This window comes from Leptolyngbya sp. UWPOB_LEPTO1 (assembly GCF_017302695.1).
Lineage (GTDB): Bacteria > Cyanobacteriota > Cyanobacteriia > Leptolyngbyales > Leptolyngbyaceae > Leptolyngbya > Leptolyngbya boryana.
Genome location: NZ_JAFLCJ010000030.1, coordinates 1 through 25,397, shown reverse-complemented (window position 1 = coordinate 25,397; position 25,397 = coordinate 1). Strand labels below are relative to the sequence as shown.

Genomic DNA, 25,397 nt, shown 5'->3' with positions numbered 1-25,397 from the left:
GAAATGCCTCCCAAAAACAATAGAACTAGCGTTGAAGCCAAACTCGAAGTACCGAGAGAAGTTGATCAGTTTCGACAGGTTTCGTGATGTAGTCTGATGCTCCGGCTTCCATACATTTTTCTCGATCGCCTCGCATTGCTTTTGCAGTCAGTGTAATGATCGGTAAATTGAGGAACTGGTGGTCTTGTCGAATTGCTCGTGTTGTTTCATAGCCATCCATTTCTGGCATCATCACATCCATCAACACTAAATCAATATCTGGATGTTCTTGCAGCATCGTAATGCCTTCTCGACCATTTCCAGCATAGAGAATTTCCATCTGATACCGCTCTAGAACACTCGTCAACGCAAAGATATTCCGCATATCGTCATCGACGATGAGAATTTTTTTGCCTGCCAGGGTTCTATCCTCTTGCTGTGATCGCTCTAGCATCTGTCGCTGCATTTCTGGTAAATTCGCCTGCACCCGATGCAGAAACAAAGCAGTTTCATCCAGCAAGCGTTCTGGCGATCGCACATCTTTGAGAATGATAGTGTCCGAAATGCGTCGCAGTTCTCGTTCTTCTTGAGCAGTCAGATCCTTTCCGGTGTAGATGATAATGGGTAAATGGATGAGGCTCGGTTCTTGCTTGACTTGCTCTAGGAAGGCAAATCCATCCATGTCAGGCAATCCTAGATCGAGCACAAGACAATCAAAGCGTTGCGATCGCAGCATTTCTAGCGCTTCTGTCCCAGTTCCTACAGCCGTACTGACGACATCAGTATTGCCAATCAACTCGACAATGCTTTGACGCTGCACGTCATCATCTTCCACAACCAGTAAAGTTTTCACGGGACGCTCGACAAATTCTTTGATACTTGACAGAGCATCGCGCAGAGATTCACTGTTCACAGGCTTTTGCAGATAAGCGATCGCACCCTGTCGTAAACTCCGCTGTAAGCCTTCCTCGACGGACATGATGTGAACGGGAATATGGCGAGTAGCATTGTGATGCTTCAGCCGATCTAACACCATCCAACCATCCAGAATAGGCAGGCGAATATCGAGCATGATTGCCGTCGGTTTAAACTGCTGTGCGAGTTCTAGACCAACATTGCCGCGCGTTGCAACGATGCCTTTGAAGCCTTGCTGCCGTGCTACATCGAGTAAAATGCGAGCAAAATTCACATCGTCTTCGATCATCAGCAGGGTCAAGTCTCCAGGCTGAATGCTGTCTCGGTCATCTTCGATCGTTTGCTCAAGCACTGTAATTGCTGGTTCTGGCGGATTACTGGTCGAGGTTGGAGCTTCAGAGGCGGATTGCATTGCCGCAGACCTAACTATCGGAGATGGGGACGCAGCGATCGCTGATGCAGATCTAGAGGAATCCCAACGCCCGCTATCATTTTGGGGGAGATAGAGCGTAAAAGTGCTGCCTCGCCCAAGTTCGCTTTGCAATCGAATTTCGCCTCCTAACAATCGAGCAATTTCTCGACTGATCGATAAGCCTAAGCCTGTCCCGCCGTACTTGCGACTGGTCGTCCCATCTGCCTGCTGAAAGGCTTCAAAAATCACCTGTTGTTTGTCCGGTGCAATACCAATTCCAGTGTCAGAAACGGCAAACGCAATCACACGATCGGCACGATTCAGGATGTTTTGATCAAAACTCCATCCCCCAGTTTCAAGACTGACTCTAAGGCTCACTTGACCTTGTTCAGTAAACTTGAACGCATTCGAGAGCAAGTTTTTCAGCACTTGCTGTAACCGTTTCGCATCGGTGTACAAACTGCGCGGCAACTGTGAATCAAAGTGCATTTGGAAATCAAGTTTGCGATCTTGGGCAACTTGCCGGAAGGTGCGATCGAGATGATTTCGCAGGTCAGTAAATGACATGGGTTCTGGATCGAGCGACATTGTTCCCGATTCGATTTTCGCGAGGTCGAGAATGTCATTGATCAGTCCGAGCAAGTCATTTCCAGAAGAATAGATGGTGCGAGCATACTCGATCTGCTTATCCGTGAGGTTGTTCTCCGTGTTGTCGGCAAAGAGACGAGCCAGGATTAATAAACTATTGAGCGGCGTTCGCAACTCGTGGGACATATTCGCCAGAAACTCAGACTTGTATTTAGAACTTAAGGCAAGTTGTTCGGCTTTTTCTTCTAGCGATCGACGCGCATGTTCAATCTCTTGGTTTTTGCGTTCTACTTCCCGGTTTTGCACGGCTAATAGTTCAGCTTTTTCCTGGAGTTCTTCATTGGTTTGTTGGAGTTGCTCTTGTTGGTTTTTCAGGAGTTCTTCAGAAGCTTTCAGCGATTGTGCTTGTTGTTCTAATCGTTGATTAGTTTCTGTGAGTTCTTTCTGTTGACTTTGGAGTTCTTCTGCCAAAGATTGCGACTGTTTGAGGAGTTCTTCGGTGCGCATACTCGCCGCGATCGTATTGAGGACGATCGCAATACTTTCGGTCAACTGATCGAAGAAAGTTAAGTGAATATCGCTAAACCGAGAGAATGAAGCAAGTTCGATCACCGCTGTTACCTGTCCTTCAAATAACACAGGTAGTGCAACTGCATTTAACGGAGCCGCTTCGCCCAATCCCGAACTAATGGTGATGTATTCAGGCGGTACTTCAGTCAGCAAAATGCGCTCTTTCTCTAACGCACATTGTCCGATCAGCCCTTCTCCGAGTTGGAAACGGTTTCCTAAGTGCTTGCGCTCTCGATAAGCATAGGTGCTGAGGAGTTTGAGATAAGATGCACGATTTTCGCTCGCTTCCATCAAATAGAAGACTCCGTGCTGTGCCGATACTAAGGGAGCCAATTCTGACAAAATCAGTTTGGAGACGGTTTCTAAATCGCGCTGACCTTGTAGCATTCGCGTGAACTTCGCCAAGTTGGTTTTGAGCCAGTCTTGTTCGGTGTTCTTTTGCGTCGTTTCGCGCAAGTTGGCGATCATCTGGTTGATGTTGTCTTTGAGAACCGCGACTTCTCCTTTGGCTTCAACAGAAATCGATCGCGTTAAATCTCCCTTCGTGACCGCCGTTGCAACTTCAGCGATCGCTCTTACTTGCGTTGTTAGATTCGCTGCAAGTTCATTCACGTTGTCGGTCAAATCGCGCCACGTTCCTGATGCCCCCGGAACTTTCGCCTGTCCTCCCAGTTTGCCTTCACTTCCAACTTCTCGCGCAACGGTAGTCACTTGTTCTGCAAACGTTGCCAACGTATCAATCATTTCGTTGATCGTGTCAGCTAACGTTTCGATTTCACCTTTGGCATCAAGCATTAACTTCAGTTTCAAGTTTCCATTCGCAACCGCAGTTACCACTCGTGCAATACCTCGCACTTGTGCTGTGAGATTGCTTGCCATCGAATTGACGTTATCAGTCAAATCTTTCCAGGTTCCAGCGACTCCAACGACTTGCGCTTGACCGCCTAACTTCCCTTCAGTGCCCACTTCACGAGCAACCCGCGTCACTTCAGAAGCAAAGGAACTCAATTGATCGACCATTGTATTGATGGTGTTTTTCAGATCGAGAATTTCTCCTTTGACATCAACGGTGATCTTTTTAGAGAGATTGCCATTCGCGATCGCAGTTGCGACTTCTGCAATGTTCCGTACCTGTGCTGTGAGATTGCCTGCCATCAAATTGACGTTATCGGTCAAATCTTTCCAAGTACCACCCACACCTCGGACATAGGCTTGCACACCTAACTTTCCTTCAGTACCCACTTCTCGCGCGACTCGTGTGACTTCCGAAGCAAACGAATTGAGCTGATCCACCATCGTATTGATCGTGTTTTTCAACTCCAAAATCTCGCCTTTGACATCGACCGTAATTTTCTTTGACAAGTCGCCATTTGCGACCGCCGTTGTAACTTCAGCAATATTTCTCACCTGTGCGGTTAAGCTTCCCGCCATAAAGTTCACGCTGTCGGTGAGATCTTTCCAAGTTCCAGCAACACCCTTAACTTCTGCTTGTACTCCGAGTTTGCCTTCGGAACCCACTTCCCGCGCCACTCGTGTGACTTCAGAAGCAAATGAGTTAAGTTGATCAACCATTGTATTGACGGTATTTTTCAACTCTAGAATTTCACCTTTGACATCGACGGTAATTTTCTTCGAGAGATCACCATTTGCGACCGCCGTCGTCACGGCTGCAATGTTTCTCACTTGTGCAGTTAAACTCCCTGCCATGAAGTTCACACTGTCGGTGAGATCTTTCCACGTACCCGCAACCCCTCGAACATCTGCTTGTACTCCAAGTTTGCCTTCGGAACCCACTTCTCGCGCCACCCGCGTCACTTCTGACGCAAATGAACTGAGCTGATCCACCATGGTGTTGATCGTGTTCTTCAGTTCGAGAATTTCACCTTTGACATCGACGGTAATCTTCTTCGAGAGATCACCATTTGCCACAGCTGTAGTAACTTCAGCAATATTTCTGACCTGTGCAGTCAAATTACCTGCCATGAAGTTCACACTGTCGGTGAGATCTTTCCAAGTTCCGGCAACGCCACGCACTTGAGCTTGCACGCCTAACTTCCCTTCTGTTCCGACTTCTCGCGCCACCCGCGTTACTTCCGAAGCAAAAGAATTAAGCTGATCCACCATGATATTGATGGTGTTTTTCAGCTCTAAAATCTCGCCTTTGACATCGACGGTAATTTTCTTCGAGAGATCCCCATTTGCCACGGCTGTGGTTACTTCGGCAATGTTCCGCACTTGTGCAGTTAAGCTTCCCGCCATAAAGTTCACGCTGTCCGTGAGATCTTTCCACGTACCTGCAACGCCTTTGACCTGTGCTTGACCGCCAAGCTTTCCTTCTGCTCCTACTTCTCGTGCTACCCGTGTTACTTCCGAAGCAAAAGAATTAAGCTGATCCACCATTGTGTTAACAGTGTTTTTTAACTCCAGAATTTCACCTTTGACATCGACGGTAATTTTCTTCGAGAGATCCCCATTTGCCACGGCTGTGGTCACTTCAGCAATGTTCCGCACCTGTGCGGTCAGATTGCCTGCCATCGAGTTGACGCTATCAGTCAAATCTTTCCACGTCCCTGCAACCCCTCGAACATCTGCTTGCACTCCAAGTTTGCCTTCGGTTCCCACTTCCCGCGCCACTCGCGTTACTTCTGACGCAAAGGAATTGAGTTGATCGACCATTGTATTGATCGTGTTTTTCAACTCTAGAATTTCACCTTTGACATCGACGGTAATTTTCTTCGAGAGATCCCCATTTGCCACGGCTGTGGTTACTTCGGCAATGTTCCGCACCTGTGCTGTGAGATTGCCCGCCATCGAGTTGACGCTATCGGTCAAATCTTTCCATGTACCCGCAACTCCGGGCACATCTGCCTGCACGCCCAACATGCCTTCGGTTCCGACTTCCCGCGCCACTCGCGTCACTTCTGACGCAAAGGAATTGAGCTGATCGACCATTGTATTGACGATTTGAGCGGATTGCAGAAATTCTCCTTGTAGAGGTCTACCATCAATCTCAGTCGCGATCGTTTGGGTTAAATTTCCGGTTGCGACTGCCCGAATCACTCGTGTCGTCTCAGTCATCGGCTGTACTAAGTCGGTAATCAGCGTATTCACAGAGCCGATCGATGCCTTCCAAGCGCCGCGCGCATTGTCGATCGTAGCTCGTTCACTAATTTTTCCTTCTTTGCCAACCACAGTGCTGATGTGTTCTAGCTCGGTTGCCATTTGCTCATTCATCTCGATGATGTCATTGAGCGTATCGGCAATTTTTCCTGCAATTCCAGTTTGATCGATCGGCATTCGGACAGAGAAATTGCCCCTTTTTACTTCAATCAGTGTTCTGAGAAGCTGCTGAAGATCAAGATTATCTGATTCGCTGGTGAGAGGTGCGGTTGTCATAGCAAAGTGAACGGGTAGTTTAAGCCAAAGTCAGAATTTTCTCTGCTTCAATCCAATACCAGAGACATATTCGGACTCATTATCCGTCTTCTATATCTATGAATGGCTTCTACCAATGGAGGTAATCTTTGCTGCTTTCTATCTTTAGATAGAAGATAATACACAGCTATCAACCTATTTTAACGCGGGCGTAGTATAGTGCTTTGCTTAGCACTCCGCTAAATTCATTGCTTGGATTGTAGGTCTTACTCATTTAACATTAGTAAAGGAATTCTCTTTTGAAAGGTCAGTCATTTAATCAAGAACCCAGTGCCGAAGATTTCAATCATTTAGTCGAGTCTGTCGTCAAAGCTGTATTGAAAGTAGGTCAGAGCCAAAATCTAGAAGAAGCGATCGTCATTCGCAATGAACTGCGTCGTCTGCCGGATGGACTTCTCACCGAGGTTCTCAATCAGGTGATCCTGCATCTCGTGTCAGTCGATCCGCTCCTATGTCGCTGGTTTATTATTGATGTCTTTCTCCGCGATGCTCCAGCAGAAGGAAGAGCAGATGTAGCAGAACGAATCAATCTCTTATTAGCAGATCTAAGATCAAACGAGTCTTCTGACCCCCAAATCTAATCTTATCCGAAAGGCTTCAGTGATATGTTTCTCATGCTCTAGGCAAATCGATTTGCCTCATCACTAGAGGAATATAGCAATGGAGCGGCAAGCCCTGACTAAAATCGCCTTGCTTATGCAGACTTAAAAAAGCGAATAATTTCTCGAACATGTTCTAAAAATTGTCCGTCCGCTGTAATTTGTGCGATCGCTTGTCGAGCTTCACGAGAGAGTCGTTCGTGATCGGCTTGATTTGTCGATCGCAACTCTTCTTGAAGCGATGCGATGCGAGTCAAATCTTGGCGCAGTGCAAGCATTTCTCGCTGTTGAGTCGCCACCCAAGAACTAGGATTCTCGGCATCGAATTGAGTTTCTAACCGCTCAGCTGTACTTTCTAGCGTAATCAGGCGGTTGCGAAGTTCTAGGACATCTTCACGGGGATATTTGAATTGTTCGCGTAGGGTTGCAATCCGAAAAGCAAAGTAGCGATAGGTTTGAATTGCAGGACGTAATCCAGTCAGGAGTAAAGCTGCACCTGAGCCGATATAGCCAACCGGCGTAATTTCCGCGATCGCGAGTGCATACAAAGCCAGTGCAGACAGCCCATGCAGCACAAGTACAACCCAGAGCGAGCGAGATTGTACCTGTCTGAGATAGTTGATTTGAGCAGGATCAACTGAGATATTTGCATCCGTTGAAAATTCTGCTTCTGCGATCGCTTCTCTTGCTGCAAAGTGAATGTTCCAAGGAACCGTGACAATCACCACTAACCAGCCAAAAATAGCAACTCCAATGACCCAATCTAGAAAGCTTCCCGTTGGAATGTTTAGCCATTGTAATCCACCGAAGCAAAGCAAAACGAGTGCCACGATCGAGAAAGCAAAACTTAAATATGCAGACATCGCACGATACCTTCAAAGCTTGTGGCTTGATTGTGCGAGGTCAAGCTTTGAAAGAGCGAATCACTTATGCCAGTTTTCATTACGCCACAAAATCAAGGATGTGTTGAGCAGTAATTTCTGGTTTTTCAAGGTGGGGAACATGTCCACATTGCTCGATCCAGATCAGCTGACTGTTCGCGATCGCGCTTTCAAATTTTTTTGCATCTTTTGTGCCTAAAATTTGGTCAGAGTCACCCCAGAGAATCAAGGTAGGACAAGCGATTTGAGAGATTTTATTGCTCAAAAAGTTATAGCCGCCGCTCTTGGTAAAAGCAATTAAAGCTTCATTCCAGCGAGAGAGTTTAAGATGCAATGCAGCACAGAGTTCAGCATCTTCCGTGACAAAGCTCGCATCACAATATGCTTTCAAACTGACACTGCGCCGCACATTCGGTTTTCTGAGAAATTCAGTTGCTAGATAGCCGAGCGGGGGAATCAGAAATTTACCGATTGCAGGGCCAGCCGCAAAACCTGCACTATCGAGTAAGACCAGTTGTGCAACTGTTTCAGGATAAGTTAGGGCAAAGTCGAGCGCAGCAGCGCCTCCCATTGATGCACCGACTAAAACTACAGGACGCGCAATCTTCTCCTTCCAAAAATCATAGAGATGCGTTTTGATGGCTTCTGGGCTGAATGGCGTATTGATTGGGCGATCGGTAAACCCAAATCCGAGTAAATCAACAATCCAAGTGTCATGATGGCTTGCAAGCCGAGGAAGCAATCGCCGAAATTCAAATACTGAACTATCAAAACCGTGGAGTAAGAGAATTGGGATTCCGCCTTCGCCTTGATGCACGTATGCGGTTTCAATCGGTTCCAAGCTGATTGAAGTTGGAATGGGAGCGCGCCGAATTTGGCGGGCTAGCGCGATCGAGGTTTCTTCAGTGAGTTGGGAGACTTCCGACGGTAAAAAGCTTTCAAACATTGCCGATGCAGAAATTGATTCTTTTCAATCGTTTCATATTTTGGCGTTATTTTAAGCAACTCTATTCCTGCTGAGAGAAATACAGTAGAATTCAGGGGATTTAAGTAAATTTTGTTGCAGCCTCTGAATGGGATTTGATAATCATATATTTATCAGCTACGCCCATGTCGATAACATGGAATTAGGTGGCTCAGAATGGGTCACAGAGTTTGATCGCGACCTTCAGCGAGTTTTGCATCAGCTTTGGGGCAAAAGACCAAGCATTTGGCGAGATCCAAAATTGCAAGGAAATGATTATTTTGCAGACGAAATTGTTGAGCAGTTCCCAACTGTTGCACTTTTAGTCTCAGTTGTGTCGCCGCGCTATGTTCAGTCTGAATGGTGTCTCAAAGAACTGAAAGCGTTTTGCGAAGCTGCTGAGCAGAATGGAGGGATTCGCAGAGGCAATAAAGGACGAATTTTCAAAGTCATCAAAATGCCGATCGACTTAGAGCAACAGCCGAAAGAAATTCAGGGTTTCTTGGGGTATGAGTTTTTCGATCGCGATGTCCAAGGGAAACTGAATCCATTCAGTCGTATCTTCGGTGAGAAGGCGGCGATCCTGTATTTCAATCGGTTACTGGATCTCGCTCAAGATATTAAGCAGCTCTTAGAAGACTTAATCGATTCAGCAGATCCGCTGCCAGCACCGCCGACCAAAAATATCAGCATTTATCTCGCTCAAAGTAGTTATGACTTGAGAGAGGAATGGGATAATGTCCGTCGAGAGCTTAAGCAACGAGGATATAAAGTTCTCCCTGATCAGCCATTGCCGTCCTATTATCCAGACTTAGAGAAACAAGTGAAAGAGAGCTTACAGCAGTGTAAATTGTCGATTCATTTGATTGGTAAATCTTACGGCACAATTCCTGAAGAGGCTGATCGGTCGTTGATTCAGTTGCAGTATGAATTAGCAGTTCAGCATCAGCAAGCAAACTCTCAATTCGTTGCACTGAGTTGGATGCCCAGTGAATTGCAAATTGAGGAACCGCGTCAACTGGAATTTCTGGAGTTGATGCAGAATGATCCAGAATTTTCCCGCACAGGGTTAGAAGATTTCAAAACTCGCATTCAAGATCGGCTCAATCCACCGCCTCATTCTCAAACTCAACCCCAATCAGAGAGCGAATTTAAGCGAGTTTATTTGATCTACGATCGTGCGGATGCTGATCACACTCTTCAAATCGAAGACTACATCTACGAGCAAGGACTGGAAGTTATTCCCAGTCTGTTAGATGGAGACGAGACAGAGCTTCGAGAGTATCACTGCGATCAACTGAGAAGTTGCGATGCTGTAGTAATTTACTACAGCAGTAAGACGAACTGGAACTGGTTGCAAATGAAGCTGAATGATTTACGAAAAGTTCTCGGCTATGGACGATCGCAACCGTTACTCCACAAAGCGGTTTTTGTTGCAGAATCTTGTTCGGAGACGAATCGGCGCAGATTACGCACTCGTGAAGCTGAAGTGATTGATAGTTTCGATGGCTTCAATGCTTTTATTACGAAAGTAAGATAGGGGACAGTGACTATGCTCGAAGCTCAAGTTCTAACCAATCCGTTTCCTGGCTTACGATCGTTTCAACCCGACGAGAATCACCTATTTTTCGGTCGAGAAGACCAGATTGATAACTTACTCCGACGTTTACGCGATCGACGTTTCTTAGCGGTTGTCGGAACTTCTGGCAGTGGTAAATCTTCGCTAGTCCGGGCGGGATTGCTTCCTGCACTATATAGCGGTTACATGGCACAAGCAGGCTCACAATGGCGCGTTGCGATCATGCGTCCGGGCAATAATCCGATCGCAGAACTTGCTAAAGCGCTGAATCATGTCGATGTCTTTGGCTCAGACAGCGAAGATGCTCCAATCCAAACAATTATCACTGAAACAGTATTGCGACGTGGAGCACTAGGACTGGTTGAAGCAGTGCAGCAAGCTCGAATGTCAGAAGGTGAAAATTTACTGATTGTAGTCGATCAGTTTGAGGAGCTATTCCGCTTTAAGCGCAATCCATTAATTGAGAATTCAGCCGATCAAGCAGCAGCTTTTGTGAAATTGCTTCTAGAAGCAATTCGACAGGAAGCATTACCTATCTATATTGTGTTAACAATGCGATCTGACTTTTTAGGTGACTGTGCCCAATTTCGAGATTTGCCAGATGCCTTGAATGATAGTCAGTATTTGATTCCGCGACTGACCCGCGATCATTTGAGAATGGCGATCGAGTCCCCGATCAAAGTTGGCAGTGGCGAGATTTCACCTCGATTAGTCGGAAGATTGCTCAATGATGTCGGGGATAATCCAGATCAGCTACCGATTTTACAACATGCTCTGATGCGAACTTGGGATTATTGGATACAGCATCGTGAGAGAGGTGAGTCGATCGATGTTCAGCATTATGAAGCGATTGGAAGCATGTCAAAAGCGCTTTCAAATCATGCAGATGAGATTTATCAAGCCCTTTCAACCCAGCAACAACGCTTTGCTGAAATTCTGTTTCGCTGCTTGACTGAGAAGGGACAAGATGGGCGAGGGATTCGACGCTTAGTTACTTTAGAAGAGGCTTATGCGGTTGTTGCTGGAATTTGTGAGGAAGACGCGTCTTTGGAAGCAGTTAAATTTGTGATTGAAGAATTTCGTGCGACAGGTCGATCGTTTCTCATGCCACCTGAAAATGAACCTTTGACTGAAGCTTCTGTTTTAGATATTTCCCATGAGAGTTTGATTCGAGTTTGGGAGCGATTGCGGGCTTGGGTTGATCGAGAAGCAGAATCAGCTCGAACTTACTTGAGATTAGTCGATCGAGCTTTACAGTACAACCAGGGGGAAATTGATTATCCACTGAAGGGTATAGAGTTTGATAATGCTTCAAAGTGGTTAATTCGAGAGAAAGTGAATGCAGCTTGGGCAACACGATATTCTCCAGATTTTGAAGTCATGATGGAGTTTATCGATATCAGTCAGCAAAGTGTTCAAAGAGAGCAAGCCAAGCAAATCGAATCTCGTCCGAGTCACCAAGAAGCAGAAATTGCTCGACAGTTTGATGGGAGTTTAGGGACAGTTTATCTTTGCTACTCACGTAGAGATAGAGAAATTACTCAACGTCTCCATCATGCTTTACAGACAGTAGGACGTAACACATGGATAGACTGGAATGATATTCCAATCACAGCCGATTGGTGGCAGGAAATTGAGCGGGGCATCGCAAGTTCTGATACTTTTGTTTTTCTCTTAAGCCCTGATTCACTTGCTTCTAGAGTCTGTGTTCAAGAACTCTCTCATGCTGTAGAACACAACAAGCGGATTATTCCTGTTATTGTTCGTGATGGTTTTGATCCAACTGATGTGCATCCTGCGCTGATGCGACTGAATTGGCTCTTTCTACGAAATACTGATGATTTTGACTCGGCATTTAAAAATCTGATAGCGGCGATCGATTTAGATTTAGATTACGTTCGGACCCATACGCGCTTGTTGGAACGAGCGATCGAATGGGATAGTCGATCGCGTAATTCAAGCTTTTTACTAACAGGCGCTAGCTTGAAAGAGGCTGAGACATGGCTGACCTGTGAAGATACAATGCCACAGCCTACTTATCTACAGCGAGAGTACATTCATGCAAGTCGAAAAGCTGAGGACACACAATGGACACAAAATCGAATTCGCCAATATTTAGGACTAAGTTCAGCGATTATTTCGATTGGTGTGAGTACTATGGTGTATCAGTATTCTAGGGAGGCAGATCAGCGTTATTTTATAAACATTGCTATAGCAGCAGGTGCTTCTGGCATTGGAGCGGCTGTTTCTGTTTTTCAGACGAGATCGAGAAGGAGGGAAGATTGAACGATGATCATACTTAACACAAAGCGCTAAAATTCAATCATCGCTGATGTGAACAAACTCTATGGTTATTGCTGCCTCAACTGAAGTTCTGACACTTGAAGAAGCTGCCGACTATCTACGTCTCTCTCCAGAAGTGATTGAACGCCAAGCAATGCAAGGCAGTTTGCCAGGGCGAAATATTGAAAATGAATGGCGGTTTCTCAAATCTGCGATCGACGACTGGCTCCGAACACCAAACAGTCACACCGCACTCCTTCAGCAAATTGGTGCGCTGGCTCATGATGAAACTCTTGCTGAACTGAGAGATTCGATTTATCGCGATCGAGGTCGTCCAGAAGTTGATGAGAACCCGGACGCTTAAATGTATCTATTGGACACCGATACGCTGACTCACCTATATGCAGGCAATATTAAAGTTGCAGAACGATTTAGAACTGTGGGTGATCCGGATACTGGAACCACGATCGTCACAAAAGCTGAAATGTTGCGCGGAAGGATCGATTACATCCTCAAAGCAACAACAGGAACAGAATTACTCCGCGCTCAAAATCTTTTTTCCGAAACTGAAGCTTTGCTGTCACAAATTCTAGTTGTTCCATTTAATCAGGCAGCAGCAGAACAGTTTGAGCAACTTGTTGCACTCCGTAATCTCAGAAAAATTGGTCGTGCTGATTTACTCATTGCGAGTATTACGCTTGCAAATCGAGCCATATTAGTGACTCGCAACATACGGCATTTTCGCCAATTTCCAGGCTTAAGAATTGAAAATTGGGTAGACTAACCATCCGATAGAGGAGGCAAAACAAAATACCTTCTAATATGGTTCGGTTTGATGAAAAGGAAATCATTATGAAATATCGTAGGTTAGGAGATAGCGATCTCAATGTTTCAGAAATTATTCTAGGTTCTTGGCTCACTTATAGCGGCGGAGTTGAGCGACAAAATGCTGAAGCTTGTGTGCATAAAGCTTTTGACGTTGGGATTAACTTTATCGATACGGCGAATGTCTATGGTAGAGGATCAGCCGAATCGTTTTTGGGAGAAGTTTTACAGGGGATCGATCGGTCTTCCTACGTGCTAGCAACTAAAGTGTACTTTCCCATGTCCGATACGGATCAAGGATTGTCTGCCGCTCAAATTCGCAAACAAATTGATGCGTCGCTTCAGCGCTTGAAAACGGATTACGTCGATCTCTATCAATGTCATCGCTATGACGAGAACACTCCTTTAGAAGAAACGATGACGGCTTTAACCGAAGTCGTTCAACAGGGGAAAGCTCGCTACATTGGCTTTAGCGAGTGGAGTCCATCTCAGATTCAAGCCGCTTTAAATCTTCCGAATGTGGCGAAGTTTGTTTCGAGCCAGCCTCAGTACTCGATGCTATGGCGGAAGCCCGAAGCGGAAGTCTTTCCTTTATGTGCTGCCAACGGAATTGGACAGATTGTTTGGTCGCCGCTTGCTCAAGGAGTATTGACCGGAAAGTACAAGCCGGGTGAAGCTCCACCTCAAGATTCGCGTGCAGCAAATAGCCAGATGAATGGATTTATGGGAGATTTTCTCAACGATCAGATTTTGAGCGCGGTGCAGGATTTGAGCGCGATCGCGGAAGAACTCAATATCTCGATGGCACAGTTGGCTCTCGCTTGGGTGTTACGAGATCAGCAAGTAACAGGTGCAATTATTGGGGCGAGTCGTCCTGAGCAAGTGGAAGATAATGCAGCGGCTTCTGATGTGACGTTGAGTGCAGCAGAATTACAAGAAATCGATCGGATTTTGCAACCTGCTCTAGCTGCGACAGCGACGCGGTAAGTCTGAATTGCAGATTAGCCAAAAAATCAGGATTTAGTCGCCAAGAGTTTGCTAAATTCATTGAGTAACGACGGGCGACTAATTCTAATTGTATGACTAAGCAGCGTGTTCTTTCTGGCGTTCAAACCACCGGAAATCTTCATCTTGGCAACTATTTGGGAGCCATTCGTAACTGGGTCGAAGGGCAAAACCAGTACGACAACTATTTTTTCCTTGCTGATTTGCACGCTATTACCGTCCCGCACGATCGTACAACGCTGGCAGAAAACACTTACGAAGTTGCGGCACTCTATCTTGCGTGCGGACTTGATTTAGAACACACAACCATTTTTGTTCAATCTCATGTCCCTGCTCATGCTGAATTCGCATGGCTCTTAAGCTGCATTACTCCGCTCAACTGGCTCGAAGACATGATCCAGTTCAAAGAAAAGCGCATCAAACAAGGACAAGATGTCGGCACAGGCTTATTGACTTATCCGGTTTTGATGGCTTCAGACATCTTGCTGTATGAGCCGGATAAAGTCCCAGTGGGCGAAGATCAAAAACAGCATTTGGAATTAACGCGCGATTTAGTCGATCGCTTTAATTTCAAATTCGCGACTCCTGAAGCTCCGGTGCTCAAACGTCCCAATCCTCTGATCCGAGCCGATGGCGCGCGGGTGATGAGTCTGACCGATGGCACCAAGAAAATGTCAAAATCTGACCCGTCCGAACTGAGCCGCCTGAATCTGCTCGATCCGCCGGATGTGATTCAAAACAAAATCAAACGCTGCAAAACTGACCCAGTTCGAGGTCTAGAATTCGGCAATCCAGAGCGTCCAGAATGCAACAACTTACTCACGCTGTATATGTTGCTCTCTGGCAAACCCAAGGATGAAGTCGCAGCAGAGTGCAAAGACATGGGTTGGGGACAATTTAAACCCCTGTTGACGGAAACCGCGATCGCGGCGCTTCAACCGATTCAAGAAAAATATCACGCAATTCGAGCCGATCAAAGCTACTTAGAGTCTGTTCTACGATCGGGAAGAGAGAAAGCTTCTGAAGTCGCGAACCAAACTTTGAACAAAGTGAAAAAAGCAATGGGGTATACGCTTCCTAGTTAAAGAACTGCAACTGCACATCACACTGCTGTTTGATTTATCAGATCTTGCAAGTTGGGGGAATGGGGAAGTGAAGAAAATTGCCCCCTTCCCCCATTTCACAACCAAATTTAGGACTGCGATGAAAACATGAGGCGAGATTGTTTGAGACTTGTTTCATCAATCCTAAAGTCCGCAAAAATTTGACTGATTTCTCGAATCAAACTTTTCACTCAGTCTTTCAGAGACTTCGCTTGGCTTTGACCTGCCAAGGCATCTCGATTTGCAGATAGGCTTCAGTAGATGACCTGAGTAGAAATTATGCAAAATATTACATTTTATACTGGGGATAAACTCATGTTTTTTCCAGGCTGCCAGTATAAACTGAGTAAATAGAAGGGGCAAGCCGAAGATTATTTAGTGAAAATACGGCTTTTACCATTTGCGTTAGATCGTCGCAGTACGAAGGATTTCGGATCGGTCTCGGTACTTTTTATACAAAACAGATGCAATCCTTTTTAGTGTAAGTATTGTGTAAAGATTTAATTACGCTCGATTTTCTTGCCGATTCTGTAAAAGTTTCGCGAAAAAACTTCAAACCTCTCAACGTTCCCCGATACGCTAGTCAAGAAGTTGCACTTTTAACGATCGTTGCTCATGACCTATCCTCAAATCTCACAGCCCCTCGGTCACGCCCCGCTTTCTGCGTTCCGTACAGCCGCTCGAAATGGCGAATTTCTTGTCACTGCTGAAGTTGCGCCTCCCAAAGGCACTGATCCAACTCATATGGTGCAGATGGCACAAGTGCTTAAGGGAAGAGTACATGCGGTCAATATTACAGATGGCAGCCGGGCTGTGATGCGGATGTCTTCGCTCGTTTCGGCAGCATTGCTTTTGCAGCAAGGGATTGAGCCTGTTTATCAAGTTGCTTGTCGAGATAGAAATGCGATCGGGCTACAAGCGGATCTCCTGGGTGCTCATGCTTTGGGAATTCGTAACGTTTTAGCCTTAACAGGTGATCCGTTAAAAGCAGGGGATCATCCTGAGTCGAAGGCGGTGTTTGAGCTTGAATCAGTGCGCTTGTTGCAGATGATTAGTAAGCTCAATGGCGGCAGTGATTGGAACGATAAAGAATTGACGGATGGAGAGACGGATCTGTTTGTTGGTGCAGCAGTTGATCCACAATGTGCGAGTTGGTCAGGGTTACAGAGACGATTTGAGCGGAAAATACAAGCAGGGGCACAGTTTTTCCAGAGTCAGTTGATTACTGATTTTGAGCGATTGGATAAATTTATGAACGAGATCGCCGCAGGGTGCAATAAGCCTGTGTTAGCTGGAATTTTCTTACTGAAGTCAGCAAAAAATGCGCGGTTTATTAATCGAGCTGTGCCGGGTGTGAATATTCCAGACCATATTATCGATCGCTTAGAAAAAGCTTCTGATCCTTTACGCGAAGGAATGGTAATTGCGGCTGAGCAAGTCAAACTTGCAAAAGAGGCCTGTCAGGGTGTGCATATGATGGCAGTGAAGCGCGAAGACTTAATTCCAGAAATTCTAGATCTGGCAGGAATTCCGACTATTGCAAAGCAGACTGAACTACTCTCAGCAGCAACTCTCAGCTAGATTCTTTGTGGAGTGGGCATCTTGCCCACGAAAATACCATTTTGCAGTGGGTGTAACCTATTTACTGATTGCTAAGAGGATGCCTCAGAAGTGAGAGATTATACCGACCGTAACAGAGGCATACGGAAGCGGCGTAAATAACCGCTTCCGAGTTTCGGACAGAAACTTATCGTATCTATTCAAACGTCGATACTATTCAAGCCAACTACATAGATTGCTAGAGCAATAATTCTGATTATCCTGAGAGACTCGCTAATCTATCAAACTGCTTATTCTGTAGGTTAAGTTCAGATTGAATAGTCGTTAAAGGGAGTTCCCATAACGTTTTCCAATCTATTCCAAACAAAGGACGAGCTTGCTTACCTAACAGCCATCCAGTGACAAGCGCATCCATATGTTGACTACATAAATCCAGATCTTCTAATGCGGTCTTGAGCAAATTCTTGCACAGCATCACGATCCAGAATTGCGAGGGATAAATTTGGGCGATATAGAATGCTTGGAGCGCGATTTCTCCTGCTTTGTTTGTGTCAAATCCAGTAACAATGTGCCAGATATCATGAGTTTCGCCTAAGTGTGCGCCCAAAAAAGTGTAAGGGTTATCAGCAATCTGCTGAGAATTAGGAGGCGAGAAACTATTCTTCAACATATGATCAGCATAGATGTAGCCCAGCGTATGTGCTGGTAACTGATGGAGTTTTTGCAGATCAACACTGCCCAATCGGGGGCGCTCCTGAAGTGCCTGCTGCCCTTGAGAAGTCTGAGAGAGAAACTCAACTACTTTTTGTAAACTCTTTGGATCATGAATTTCTTGAGCAAGTCGTCCAATTTCTGCAAAATCTCCATAGGGAGCCTTCACAATTTGCATGAAGCGATACCCTAACTTTACCGTCTGCCATTGCTGCTTAACGTGTTGGAATCGTTGCATTTTAGAAGTAAGAATTAGCTAACTGCATAAAGAGTGTCCCACACTTTAGGAACTGAGCAAGAAGCCCATGAGCTTAACCATAAGAAGATCGCTTTCCCTCAAAGTGCGAAGACTTCTGGTATTACATTAGGTGAAAAAGCAAAAGAATCAAAGAGTAGAGATTAAGAAGTCCTAGGCGCAAGACAGACAACACGAAAACCGATGAGGTCGGAGCACGTCCCCGCAGCAATATCGTAGCGAGAGGCAGAGCGACAAATCCATGGATTATTGACCCAGGAGCCGCCACGCAGCACTCTGAGGTTGTTCTCTCGATCGCTTTCCACTTCCCAAACACGACCATCTGCAGGCGCATTTGTATAGCTGTCATGCCACGGATCAGCACACCATTCCCTCACATTCCCGTGCATGTCATACAGCCCAAATGCATTCGGAGGAAAACTTCCTACCTCGATTGTGGTTTTACGATACTTCCCTTTCGCTGCCTTCGCATAGGTGGAACTGCCGTTATAGTTTACCAAGTCAGGCGTGATCGTCTCTCCAAAATGAAACAGGGTCGTCGTTCCAGCTCGACACGCATATTCCCATTCAGCTTCGCTTGGTAATCGGTATAGCTCCCCCGTTTTCCGAGTTAATCGATCGCAAAACTCGATCGCGTCATCCCAAAGAATTCGCCCAACGGGTCGATTATTGCCCTTGAACTGGGACGGATCTGGGTTGAGATCTCGATTGATTTTGGGTAATTGAGCGATCACTTTCCATTGCGCCTGAGTCACTGCGTACTTACCCATGAAAAAAGGCTCGATTGTAACTTGATGCCGAGGTTTCTCGCTATTTTCTGCTTTTAACTCTCCCTCTGCCGCGCCCATCCAAAAGGTTCCACCTGGAATCGCAACCATATCGAGAAAGACACCTTTCGCGAGTTGTTCTCGACGGTAACTCGCTTGACTTTGATGACGATCGATTTCCTGTCCTCGATCGTTGACCGTAATCACTTCAAAGCTAAAAGTTGGCAGCGATGGCTTCGGAGGAACAACAATCACAGGTTCTGAGATCGAAGCCAGAACATTTTCAATGATTGCCGCCGCATCTGCATCGCTCAGATTTAATCTCTGTTGCGCTCGATCGAGAAGTGATTGAATTCTCGGTGTGACTGATCCTTGAGGCTTGATCAGTGCGATCGCTGCTTCTCGAAACTCCTGAAACGGACGAATCACTTCAGCTTCAAGCGCTTTTGCTCGCTCCTCAGAAAGCTGAAAACTCTTGCGCGAAATCTCCAGCACAATCCGACTCTCAGACGAAATCTCTCCCCCATCCTGACTCAGAACAAACAAAACCTCTTCTCGATACTGATCCTCTCCCTGTCCCGACTCGACAATCTCTTGCACGATCGCGTCCGTCTCTCGACCCACCTCTTCTGAAGTCGAACTCTCTGACAACCGTTCTGCAATTCGCTGAACCGCACCCCGCACCCCACGCACAATATCCAGAAACGCCTCATCTCGATTTTCCGAACTCGTCACAGGCTTCGCATTCTTCGGATACGCCTGCAACTTCGCAAACGGCTCATTTTCCCAATCACAAGCGCGCAAAATAATCGGAATCACACAAGCCGTCCCCGCCTCATGCTGCTCCATCGCCTGCGTCAACTCCACACTAGAGCAATAGTCAGAATGAATAAACGCCGGACTAATCAGCAACAAAATCACATCAGCAGATTTGAGATTCCGATCGATTTCCTTCGCCCACTCCGCCCCCGCATCAATTTTACGATCGTGCCATTCCGCGATCGCACGACTCCGCCGCAACGAACTCAAATGCTTCCCCAGTTCTGCCCTAAGCGGCTCATCCTCATGCGAATAAGAAACGAAAACATTAACAGCACGTACCATTGAGAAAATTCGTCGGTGAGAGGGCTTTACTTATTGTAGGGTGCGTTTTATTACGAGAGAAGCGAGTCGTTCAGCACAATTATTTACTAACGCCGCGATCGCCGTTTCATCACCTCCTTCAACTTCCGCTGCAACTCCGGCAAATCTGGCACCACTCGACCATAGCGCCAACTCACATAAGCCTGAGAAATTTCTTCAATCACAGCAGCCCGATCCGGTTGTTGAGTTCGCTTTGCCTGTCGCGCATACTCCAATGGAGTCTCAGCAGAATGTTTCTGAAAGCCCTGCTTTGCTAACTGGTTCAGCATATTCTGATAAAGCCGCTCCATCGGTCGCAAGCGCTGCATGCGCTGGTACTGTCGCCATCTTTGCCAGCCCTGCACACTCAGCCAACCCAAGAATCCAAGACTAAACAAAATAATCGAAGCCTGAAAGAAACCTGATAAGCCCTGATTCAGCAAACCGAAGAACCCAGAGAGCGTAGTTCTGACAATTTTGAAAATCTCAGCAAACCAAGCCGTAACCGGAGAAGGCAACCATCCTGCCACCCAACTCCAAAACCGTTGCACCAAGCTAAACGGCTGATACTCCTCTACCGAAGGCGGAATTAACTCATGTCCAGGAATCGGATCGATCGTAAACCAACCCGATCGCGGCACTTGAATCTCTGTAATCGCATAAGCATCCGTATTGCGAACAATATACAGCCCCGTAAACGGATTGAATTCTCCAGGTGCAAAGCCCGCGACTAATCGAGCCGGAACTCCAATCGATCGCAACATTAGCGTTAATGCCGTTGAGAAATGATCGCGATCGCCGCCTTGATTGCGTAGAAATGCCTCAACCACATCTTCGCCCGGTTTCAACTCCTGAAAATCTTGAATCCGATAGCGCTGTTTCAGATATTGACCCAGATAGAGAGCCTTCTCATAATCTGAATCAATCGGTTTCTCAGACGTTGCTAAAATTCGCTCTGTTTCCTCTGCTAATCGCTGCTTCAGCCGAGTTGGAAGTTGCAAATAGGGGCTATTTTCTGGATACTTTGCTTTGAGCGAATTCAACCGTAGCAGAGTGCGATTGCGATAAGGCACATCTGAAACCACGCTGTAAGTCATGCCAGAATGCAATTCAACAGGCGATCGCAGACCAAACTCAGTATCAATCGCAATCTCATCAGTTGGAAAATACAATTCCCGAGGAGCCGAAAGCGCCGGAATTAAATTCGGCAGATCAGACAAAATCGTGAACGTCTGAATCACTTCTTTTGTCTCGCTCATCGTCACCGGAGGCGAAAGAAAGAACCGATATGACCAAGGTGTCCGCTTAATCGTTCTCGTTTGAGCATTGCGAGACATGTCCCACCCTTGTCCGGTGTAGCGATCGAATGCCATCACCCGCCAAAATCCCTCAATCTGCGATCTCACCCGCATGATCACCCGTGGCTTCAAAGGTTTGCGGCGATTTTGACTAATGCTGTTTCCAAAGCCTGGATAAAGCTCATCACTGCGATCGCGCACTTCTCCCCGTTGCGCTGAACTTCCTCCGCCTCGGACTTGTGATTCTAAGGCACTCCGACCTGCACCTGGAGTTCTAATCTCTCGATTATCAAATCTTTCCTGAACCGTTATGGGCGCACTTACAGGAAACATTCTCAGTTGATAGCCAGGAAACCGTGGCATCAGCAGAAAAAATACTAACCCCAAAGCAACGACGATCGCGAAAATCATTGGCAGCTTACCAAAGGTAATTTTCTGCAATCGACTGCGATCGACTTTGACATCACTCACGCCCAACCGTGAACTATAGTCCAACATCAACGTCGGAAGCGCGATCGCTAAAAAGGCAACCAGCAAGCCACCAAAGAGCATCGTTTGACTTAAAGTACTTGCGAGCGAGAGCAACACAAGCCCAATCATCATCGAGTACCCCAAATCCTTGCGGCGCGGCAAATCGAATGTATGCAAAACCTGCACTTGAATGAGAAATTCTGCTAAAACGAGCCGAGTATCGCCCGTCTGCCAAGCCGTCGGTAGCTTACTAAAAAACGTGAGTAATGCGACCATCATCGCGATCGCCAGTAAGAATTTAAATCCAGTATTCTTTTTGCGACGACAGTACCAACTCCAACTCGCCCCAATTGCACTCAGCGGAATTGCCCACAGTCCAATGTGAGTTTCTGCGGCTAAGTCAATTGCCAAAATTCCAATCGTGACGAGCGATTGGGCGAGTACTCGAAACAAAATCGAGTCTTCAGGCTGAATTTCTGGAATGACTTGAATTCGGGGTTTGAACTGTTGCCACCAGTTTTTCATGGGAGAAAAGAGTGAATTTCCAACCCCCAGAGTACCCCTTGATTAGCCTTCAGTGACCTGTGCTTTGAATTCTGCGTAGTCTCGCTCAACTTGTACGGCATACGATCGAGCATAGTCAAGTACAGAATCGTGCCAGACCGAAGCAGTTTCAGCGAATGCGATGAGATCATCTGCGATCGCTGATTTTTGTCGCCCTGTACTGCGCATTTGTCCCCAAGCTGTGACTTCCGCCATGGTTTTGATCACTTTTTTCAATCGCTTTATTTTGCCATTGCTTTTATCGAGGTCAACGCGATCGGCAGTCGGTTGAAGTTCGCGTAAGACGTAAGATTTTTCTGCAATGGTTAATCCATGTAACAAGGCTGGCGGAGATTCTTGAAATCGATTTTGAATGGCAACAATGCGATCTGCTTCACTGTTCCAATCAGGCTGTGGGCATGGAGTATAGGCTTGCAAGGAAGACGATCGAGATAGCTTGAGATCTAATAGATAGTTCTGATTCGGTGAGCCATTGCCTTCGACTAAGATCACATAGCGTTCGAGTCCCAAACTTCCGGTTCCTGCAATTCGATGCATCACATCGAGAATTGTGTAAAACTCTGGTTCTGGATATGTTTGAGTGCTTTCTGCGATCGCTTCTATTACCCTTTCGCGCTCGGATTCTGTCGCGGGTTTCGTTTTGCCTTCAATGAGTTTGAGCGATCGCACTTTTGATTTCAGTTCCGTTCGTTCATCTAGAAAGTCTTTGCGTTTCCGCGTTTTCAATCCTAGTAACAATTCCCGAACTAACCCGGTTGACACTTCACCATGAACAGTTCGATCTTTTCCGGTCAAGAGTTCTTTGATATAAGTTTCGAGGAAGCAACGGCAAAGTGCGATCGCCGTTTCATCATCGATATTCAAAGTATGAGCACCAACAATCACACTCGTTAAAAACCGCACAACATCCCAAGTACAAGGTGCTAAGAGCGCTTCATCAAAATCATTGACATCAAAATAAACTAAGCGATCGTCTCCCTTAAAACTGCCAAAATTCTGTAAATGCAGATCGCCACAACTCCAAACGGGCGGTGCAGAGGCAAAAATGCCTTCAACAGGTAAATCCTGATAAAACAGATGACAAGTTCCTCGCAAAAACGAAAACGCATTTTTCGCCATCGTCCGATACTTAAGTTTCAGCAGTTCAGGATCGCGCCCCTGATTGAACGCATCAATGCGATCGACAACAGTTTGATTTGACATTTGGAGAAATAAAAACAGGACAATCTAATTTAACGGATTCGGACGGGTTTCTCGACTTCGCGATTGTGCTGGAAACACGCTACTCTGAGAAGGATATCTTCTGATCAATTTCTCCTATGTTTGACGCTCTTGCCGATCGCTTAGAACAAGCCTGGAAAAAAGTTCGCGGTCAAGACAAAATCTCTGAATCGAATGTCAAAGACGCGCTGCGGGAAGTTCGGCGCGCGCTCCTTGAAGCAGATGTGAATCTGCAAGTCGTCAAAGATTTTGTCGCAGAAGTTGAACAGAATGCACTCGGTGCAGAAGTCATTGCAGGCGTTCGTCCCGACCAGCAGTTTATCGAAATCGTCTATAACGAACTGGTCAAAGTGATGGGCGATGCCAATGTGCCCCTCGCTGAAGCAGAAACCGCTCCCACGATCGTACTCATGGCGGGTTTGCAAGGGACAGGTAAAACAACTGCAACTGCAAAACTGGCGCTGCATTTAAGAAAAGAAGATAAAAAAGCATTGTTAGTCGCAACCGACGTTTACCGACCTGCTGCGATCGACCAATTAATCGCACTCGGTAAGCAAATTAATATCCCCGTCTTTGAAATGGGGAAAGATGCCGACCCCGTAGAAATCGCACGTCAAGGGGTTGAAAAAGCGAGAGCCGATGGCTTTGATGTCGTGATCGTTGATACTGCCGGACGTTTGCAGATTGACGAATCCATGATGGGCGAATTGAAGCGGATCAAAGATACGATCCAGCCGCATGAAACCCTGCTGGTCGTCGATGCGATGACGGGTCAAGAAGCCGCTAACCTGACTCGCACCTTCCATGAGCAAATCGGTGTAACGGGTGCAATCCTCACCAAAATGGATGGCGATACCCGTGGTGGTGCGGCACTCTCGGTACGGCGAATTTCTGGACAGCCGATCAAATTCATCGGGATCGGTGAGAAAGTTGACGCATTACAGCCGTTTTATCCTGACCGGATGGCTTCACGGATTTTGGGCATGGGCGATGTCCTGACCCTCGTTGAGAAAGCGCGGGAAGAAGTGGACATGGCAGAAGCCGAAAAAATGCAGGAGAAGATTCTATCTGCAAAATTCGATTTCTCTGACTTCCTCAAGCAAACACGCCTGCTGAAAAACATGGGATCGCTCGGCGGTGTCATGAAGCTGATTCCTGGCATGGGCAAGATGGTGAACGAAGAACAGCTTGCCAAAGGTGAAGAACAACTGAAAAAAGCCGAAGCGATGATCGGCTCCATGACGACCGAGGAACGCAAAAATCCCGATCTGCTTGCCAACTCTCCCAGTCGTCGGAAACGGATTGCCAAGGGTTCCGGACATTCTGACAAGGAAGTCAGCGAATTGGTGACAAATTTCCAAAGAATGCGATCGCTGATGCAACAAATGGGTTCAGGTCAGATGGGTTTTCCTGGAATGGGTCCGATGGGTGGAATGCCCAATCCATTTGGGGGTGGAAATCCATTTGGCGGAACGGGTGGTGGAATGCGTCCACCCCAGCCTGGATTTAGAGGCTATCAAGGCGGAGGCGGGAAGAAGAAAAAAGGCGGCAAAGATAAGAAGAAAAAAGGCTTCGGCAATTTGTAAAGCCGAGAAGATCGCTATCGGTAAATACTACGGCGATGCCCCACTTTGATGACAGTGACTACGAGTTGTTGATCTTGAATCTGATAAACAACTCGATAGTTTTTTAATACCCGAATTCTGTAGAGATCTTTTTCGCCTTTCAGCTTTTTGCAACCTTCAGGGCGGGGATTTTCAGCTAAAGTCTCTACTTTTTCGGTGATCGCAAGTTGAATATCCTCATCTAACTTACGAAGTTGTCGCAAAGCGGCTGGCTTAAAGCCAACTTCGTAAGGCATCTATTTCAACCCCAATTCTCGTTTGACTTCTGCGAGGGAAATGAAACCCTCTTCCGCAAGCGCGGCTTCTGCATCTGCAATGTCTTCCGCATCCTCAAGCGCCTCTAGAGCCGCTTCTTTCTGTTGTAGAAATTGAATAAAATCTAAGACTTCTAGCCATCGATTCTGCGGAAGTTGTTCTAGATTTTCAAGAATAGAATCTTTGCTGACCATTGCTGTTTTGACTCTTTGCTTGATGACAGCTTAGCATTCAAGATTGAGATCGACCGTGACTCTTTTGCAGAGCGGGAAACTTTTCAAATAGGGCAAACGCATGAAAATTATTGAGACAGGATTTTGAGAAGATAACCATCATCCCATCCCGCCTTTTTCCGTTTCGCCGCAATGCCTGCCTTCGTCGTTTTATCTTGTCCAAGTAAGTTGAGCGC

General features: G+C 46.4%; 18 protein-coding genes. 9 read left to right on the top strand and 9 right to left on the bottom strand.

Annotation, left to right across the window (positions count from 1 at the left end):
• Positions 1 to 25 precede the first annotated feature (25 nt).
• Positions 26 to 5,860 (bottom strand): HAMP domain-containing protein, encoded by a 5,835-nt coding sequence (locus J0L70_RS28075; protein ID WP_287456727.1) that lies wholly within the window; start codon positions 5,858 to 5,860, stop codon positions 26 to 28.
• A 278-nt stretch (positions 5,861 to 6,138) separates the two neighbouring features.
• Here J0L70_RS28075 and J0L70_RS28070 point away from each other — a divergent pair, with 278 nt between their 5' ends.
• Positions 6,139 to 6,480, top strand: a complete 342-nt coding sequence (locus J0L70_RS28070; RefSeq protein ID WP_017288463.1) for a hypothetical protein — start codon at positions 6,139 to 6,141, stop codon at positions 6,478 to 6,480.
• Between the two features lie 113 nt (positions 6,481 to 6,593).
• On the opposite strand, the gene J0L70_RS28065 is transcribed toward J0L70_RS28070, so the two are convergent.
• Positions 6,594 to 7,361, bottom strand: coding sequence for a hypothetical protein (locus J0L70_RS28065; protein ID WP_287456726.1), 768 nt, complete (start codon positions 7,359 to 7,361; stop codon positions 6,594 to 6,596).
• A gap of 79 nt (positions 7,362 to 7,440) precedes the next feature.
• On the bottom strand, positions 7,441 to 8,325 hold the full coding sequence (locus J0L70_RS28060) for an alpha/beta fold hydrolase (RefSeq protein WP_287456725.1): 885 nt from the start codon (positions 8,323 to 8,325) through the stop codon (positions 7,441 to 7,443).
• 127 nt (positions 8,326 to 8,452) lie between these two features.
• Between J0L70_RS28060 and J0L70_RS28055 the strand changes: the two genes are divergently transcribed.
• From J0L70_RS28055 to J0L70_RS28025, 7 genes are all read left to right on the top strand, one after another.
• A complete protein-coding gene (locus tag J0L70_RS28055; protein ID WP_287456724.1) occupies positions 8,453 to 9,883 on the top strand; it encodes a TIR domain-containing protein in 1,431 nt (476 codons plus the stop codon).
• A gap of 12 nt (positions 9,884 to 9,895) precedes the next feature.
• Positions 9,896 to 12,208: a toll/interleukin-1 receptor domain-containing protein gene (locus J0L70_RS28050; protein ID WP_287456723.1), complete on the top strand. Its 2,313-nt coding sequence runs from the start codon at positions 9,896 to 9,898 to the stop codon at positions 12,206 to 12,208.
• Between the two features lie 61 nt (positions 12,209 to 12,269).
• Complete coding sequence (locus J0L70_RS28045; protein WP_287456721.1) at positions 12,270 to 12,569, top strand: helix-turn-helix domain-containing protein; 300 nt, start codon at positions 12,270 to 12,272, stop codon at positions 12,567 to 12,569.
• Positions 12,570 to 12,989 (top strand): PIN domain-containing protein, encoded by a 420-nt coding sequence (locus J0L70_RS28040; protein ID WP_287456719.1) that lies wholly within the window; start codon positions 12,570 to 12,572, stop codon positions 12,987 to 12,989.
• A gap of 68 nt (positions 12,990 to 13,057) precedes the next feature.
• Positions 13,058 to 14,017 carry an aldo/keto reductase family protein gene (locus J0L70_RS28035; RefSeq protein WP_190647808.1) on the top strand — a complete coding sequence of 320 codons (960 nt, stop codon included), beginning with the start codon at positions 13,058 to 13,060 and terminating at the stop codon, positions 14,015 to 14,017.
• 92 nt (positions 14,018 to 14,109) lie between these two features.
• On the top strand, positions 14,110 to 15,120 hold the full coding sequence (gene trpS / locus J0L70_RS28030; RefSeq protein WP_017288459.1) for a tryptophan--tRNA ligase: 1,011 nt from the start codon (positions 14,110 to 14,112) through the stop codon (positions 15,118 to 15,120).
• A gap of 633 nt (positions 15,121 to 15,753) precedes the next feature.
• Positions 15,754 to 16,719, top strand: a complete 966-nt coding sequence (locus tag J0L70_RS28025; RefSeq protein WP_287456718.1) for a methylenetetrahydrofolate reductase — start codon at positions 15,754 to 15,756, stop codon at positions 16,717 to 16,719.
• A gap of 235 nt (positions 16,720 to 16,954) precedes the next feature.
• Here J0L70_RS28025 and J0L70_RS28020 read toward each other — a convergent pair whose 3' ends face one another.
• The 4 genes from J0L70_RS28020 to J0L70_RS28005 all read right to left on the bottom strand — a co-directional run bounded on the left by J0L70_RS28020 (position 16,955) and on the right by J0L70_RS28005 (position 23,090).
• On the bottom strand, positions 16,955 to 17,647 hold the full coding sequence (locus J0L70_RS28020) for a Coq4 family protein (RefSeq protein ID WP_287456717.1): 693 nt from the start codon (positions 17,645 to 17,647) through the stop codon (positions 16,955 to 16,957).
• Between the two features lie 161 nt (positions 17,648 to 17,808).
• Positions 17,809 to 19,536: an SUMF1/EgtB/PvdO family nonheme iron enzyme gene (locus J0L70_RS28015; protein WP_287456716.1), complete on the bottom strand. Its 1,728-nt coding sequence runs from the start codon at positions 19,534 to 19,536 to the stop codon at positions 17,809 to 17,811.
• 86 nt (positions 19,537 to 19,622) lie between these two features.
• The gene (locus J0L70_RS28010) at positions 19,623 to 21,848 is read right to left on the bottom strand and encodes a transglutaminase TgpA family protein (protein ID WP_287456715.1); all 2,226 of its coding nucleotides are present in this window, start codon (positions 21,846 to 21,848) and stop codon (positions 19,623 to 19,625) included.
• A 42-nt stretch (positions 21,849 to 21,890) separates the two neighbouring features.
• Positions 21,891 to 23,090 carry a DUF2252 domain-containing protein gene (locus J0L70_RS28005; RefSeq protein ID WP_287456714.1) on the bottom strand — a complete coding sequence of 400 codons (1,200 nt, stop codon included), beginning with the start codon at positions 23,088 to 23,090 and terminating at the stop codon, positions 21,891 to 21,893.
• A 116-nt stretch (positions 23,091 to 23,206) separates the two neighbouring features.
• On the opposite strand from J0L70_RS28005, the gene ffh reads away from it, so the two are divergent.
• On the top strand, positions 23,207 to 24,694 hold the full coding sequence (gene ffh / locus J0L70_RS28000; RefSeq protein ID WP_287456713.1) for a signal recognition particle protein: 1,488 nt from the start codon (positions 23,207 to 23,209) through the stop codon (positions 24,692 to 24,694).
• A 14-nt stretch (positions 24,695 to 24,708) separates the two neighbouring features.
• Here ffh and J0L70_RS27995 read toward each other — a convergent pair whose 3' ends face one another.
• Together J0L70_RS27995 and J0L70_RS27990 are read right to left on the bottom strand one after the other, a co-directional pair.
• Positions 24,709 to 24,969 (bottom strand): type II toxin-antitoxin system RelE family toxin, encoded by a 261-nt coding sequence (locus J0L70_RS27995; protein WP_287456712.1) that lies wholly within the window; start codon positions 24,967 to 24,969, stop codon positions 24,709 to 24,711.
• Complete coding sequence (locus J0L70_RS27990; RefSeq protein WP_287456711.1) at positions 24,970 to 25,182, bottom strand: hypothetical protein; 213 nt, start codon at positions 25,180 to 25,182, stop codon at positions 24,970 to 24,972.
• Between the last annotated feature and the right edge of the window lie 215 nt (positions 25,183 to 25,397).

Excerpts from the sequence above, each read along its gene's own strand:
- J0L70_RS28075 (WP_287456727.1), bottom strand. The coding sequence starts at position 5,860 with ATGACAACCGCACCTCTCACCAGCGAATCAGATAATCTTGATCTTCAG.
- J0L70_RS28020 (WP_287456717.1), bottom strand. The coding sequence starts at position 17,647 with ATGCAACGATTCCAACACGTTAAGCAGCAATGGCAGACGGTAAAGTTA.
- ffh (WP_287456713.1), top strand. The coding sequence starts at position 23,207 with ATGTTTGACGCTCTTGCCGATCGCTTAGAACAAGCCTGGAAAAAAGTT.
- J0L70_RS27995 (WP_287456712.1), bottom strand. The coding sequence starts at position 24,969 with ATGCCTTACGAAGTTGGCTTTAAGCCAGCCGCTTTGCGACAACTTCGT.
- J0L70_RS28050 (WP_287456723.1), top strand. The coding sequence starts at position 9,896 with ATGCTCGAAGCTCAAGTTCTAACCAATCCGTTTCCTGGCTTACGATCG.
- J0L70_RS28035 (WP_190647808.1), top strand. The coding sequence starts at position 13,058 with ATGAAATATCGTAGGTTAGGAGATAGCGATCTCAATGTTTCAGAAATT.
- J0L70_RS28045 (WP_287456721.1), top strand. The coding sequence starts at position 12,270 with ATGGTTATTGCTGCCTCAACTGAAGTTCTGACACTTGAAGAAGCTGCC.
- J0L70_RS27990 (WP_287456711.1), bottom strand. The coding sequence starts at position 25,182 with ATGGTCAGCAAAGATTCTATTCTTGAAAATCTAGAACAACTTCCGCAG.
- trpS (WP_017288459.1), top strand. The coding sequence starts at position 14,110 with ATGACTAAGCAGCGTGTTCTTTCTGGCGTTCAAACCACCGGAAATCTT.
- J0L70_RS28015 (WP_287456716.1), bottom strand. The coding sequence starts at position 19,536 with ATGGTACGTGCTGTTAATGTTTTCGTTTCTTATTCGCATGAGGATGAG.
- J0L70_RS28040 (WP_287456719.1), top strand. The coding sequence starts at position 12,570 with ATGTATCTATTGGACACCGATACGCTGACTCACCTATATGCAGGCAAT.
- J0L70_RS28065 (WP_287456726.1), bottom strand. The coding sequence starts at position 7,361 with ATGTCTGCATATTTAAGTTTTGCTTTCTCGATCGTGGCACTCGTTTTG.
- J0L70_RS28025 (WP_287456718.1), top strand. The coding sequence starts at position 15,754 with ATGACCTATCCTCAAATCTCACAGCCCCTCGGTCACGCCCCGCTTTCT.
- J0L70_RS28005 (WP_287456714.1), bottom strand. The coding sequence starts at position 23,090 with ATGTCAAATCAAACTGTTGTCGATCGCATTGATGCGTTCAATCAGGGG.
- J0L70_RS28060 (WP_287456725.1), bottom strand. The coding sequence starts at position 8,325 with ATGTTTGAAAGCTTTTTACCGTCGGAAGTCTCCCAACTCACTGAAGAA.
- J0L70_RS28010 (WP_287456715.1), bottom strand. The coding sequence starts at position 21,848 with ATGAAAAACTGGTGGCAACAGTTCAAACCCCGAATTCAAGTCATTCCA.
- J0L70_RS28055 (WP_287456724.1), top strand. The coding sequence starts at position 8,453 with ATGGGATTTGATAATCATATATTTATCAGCTACGCCCATGTCGATAAC.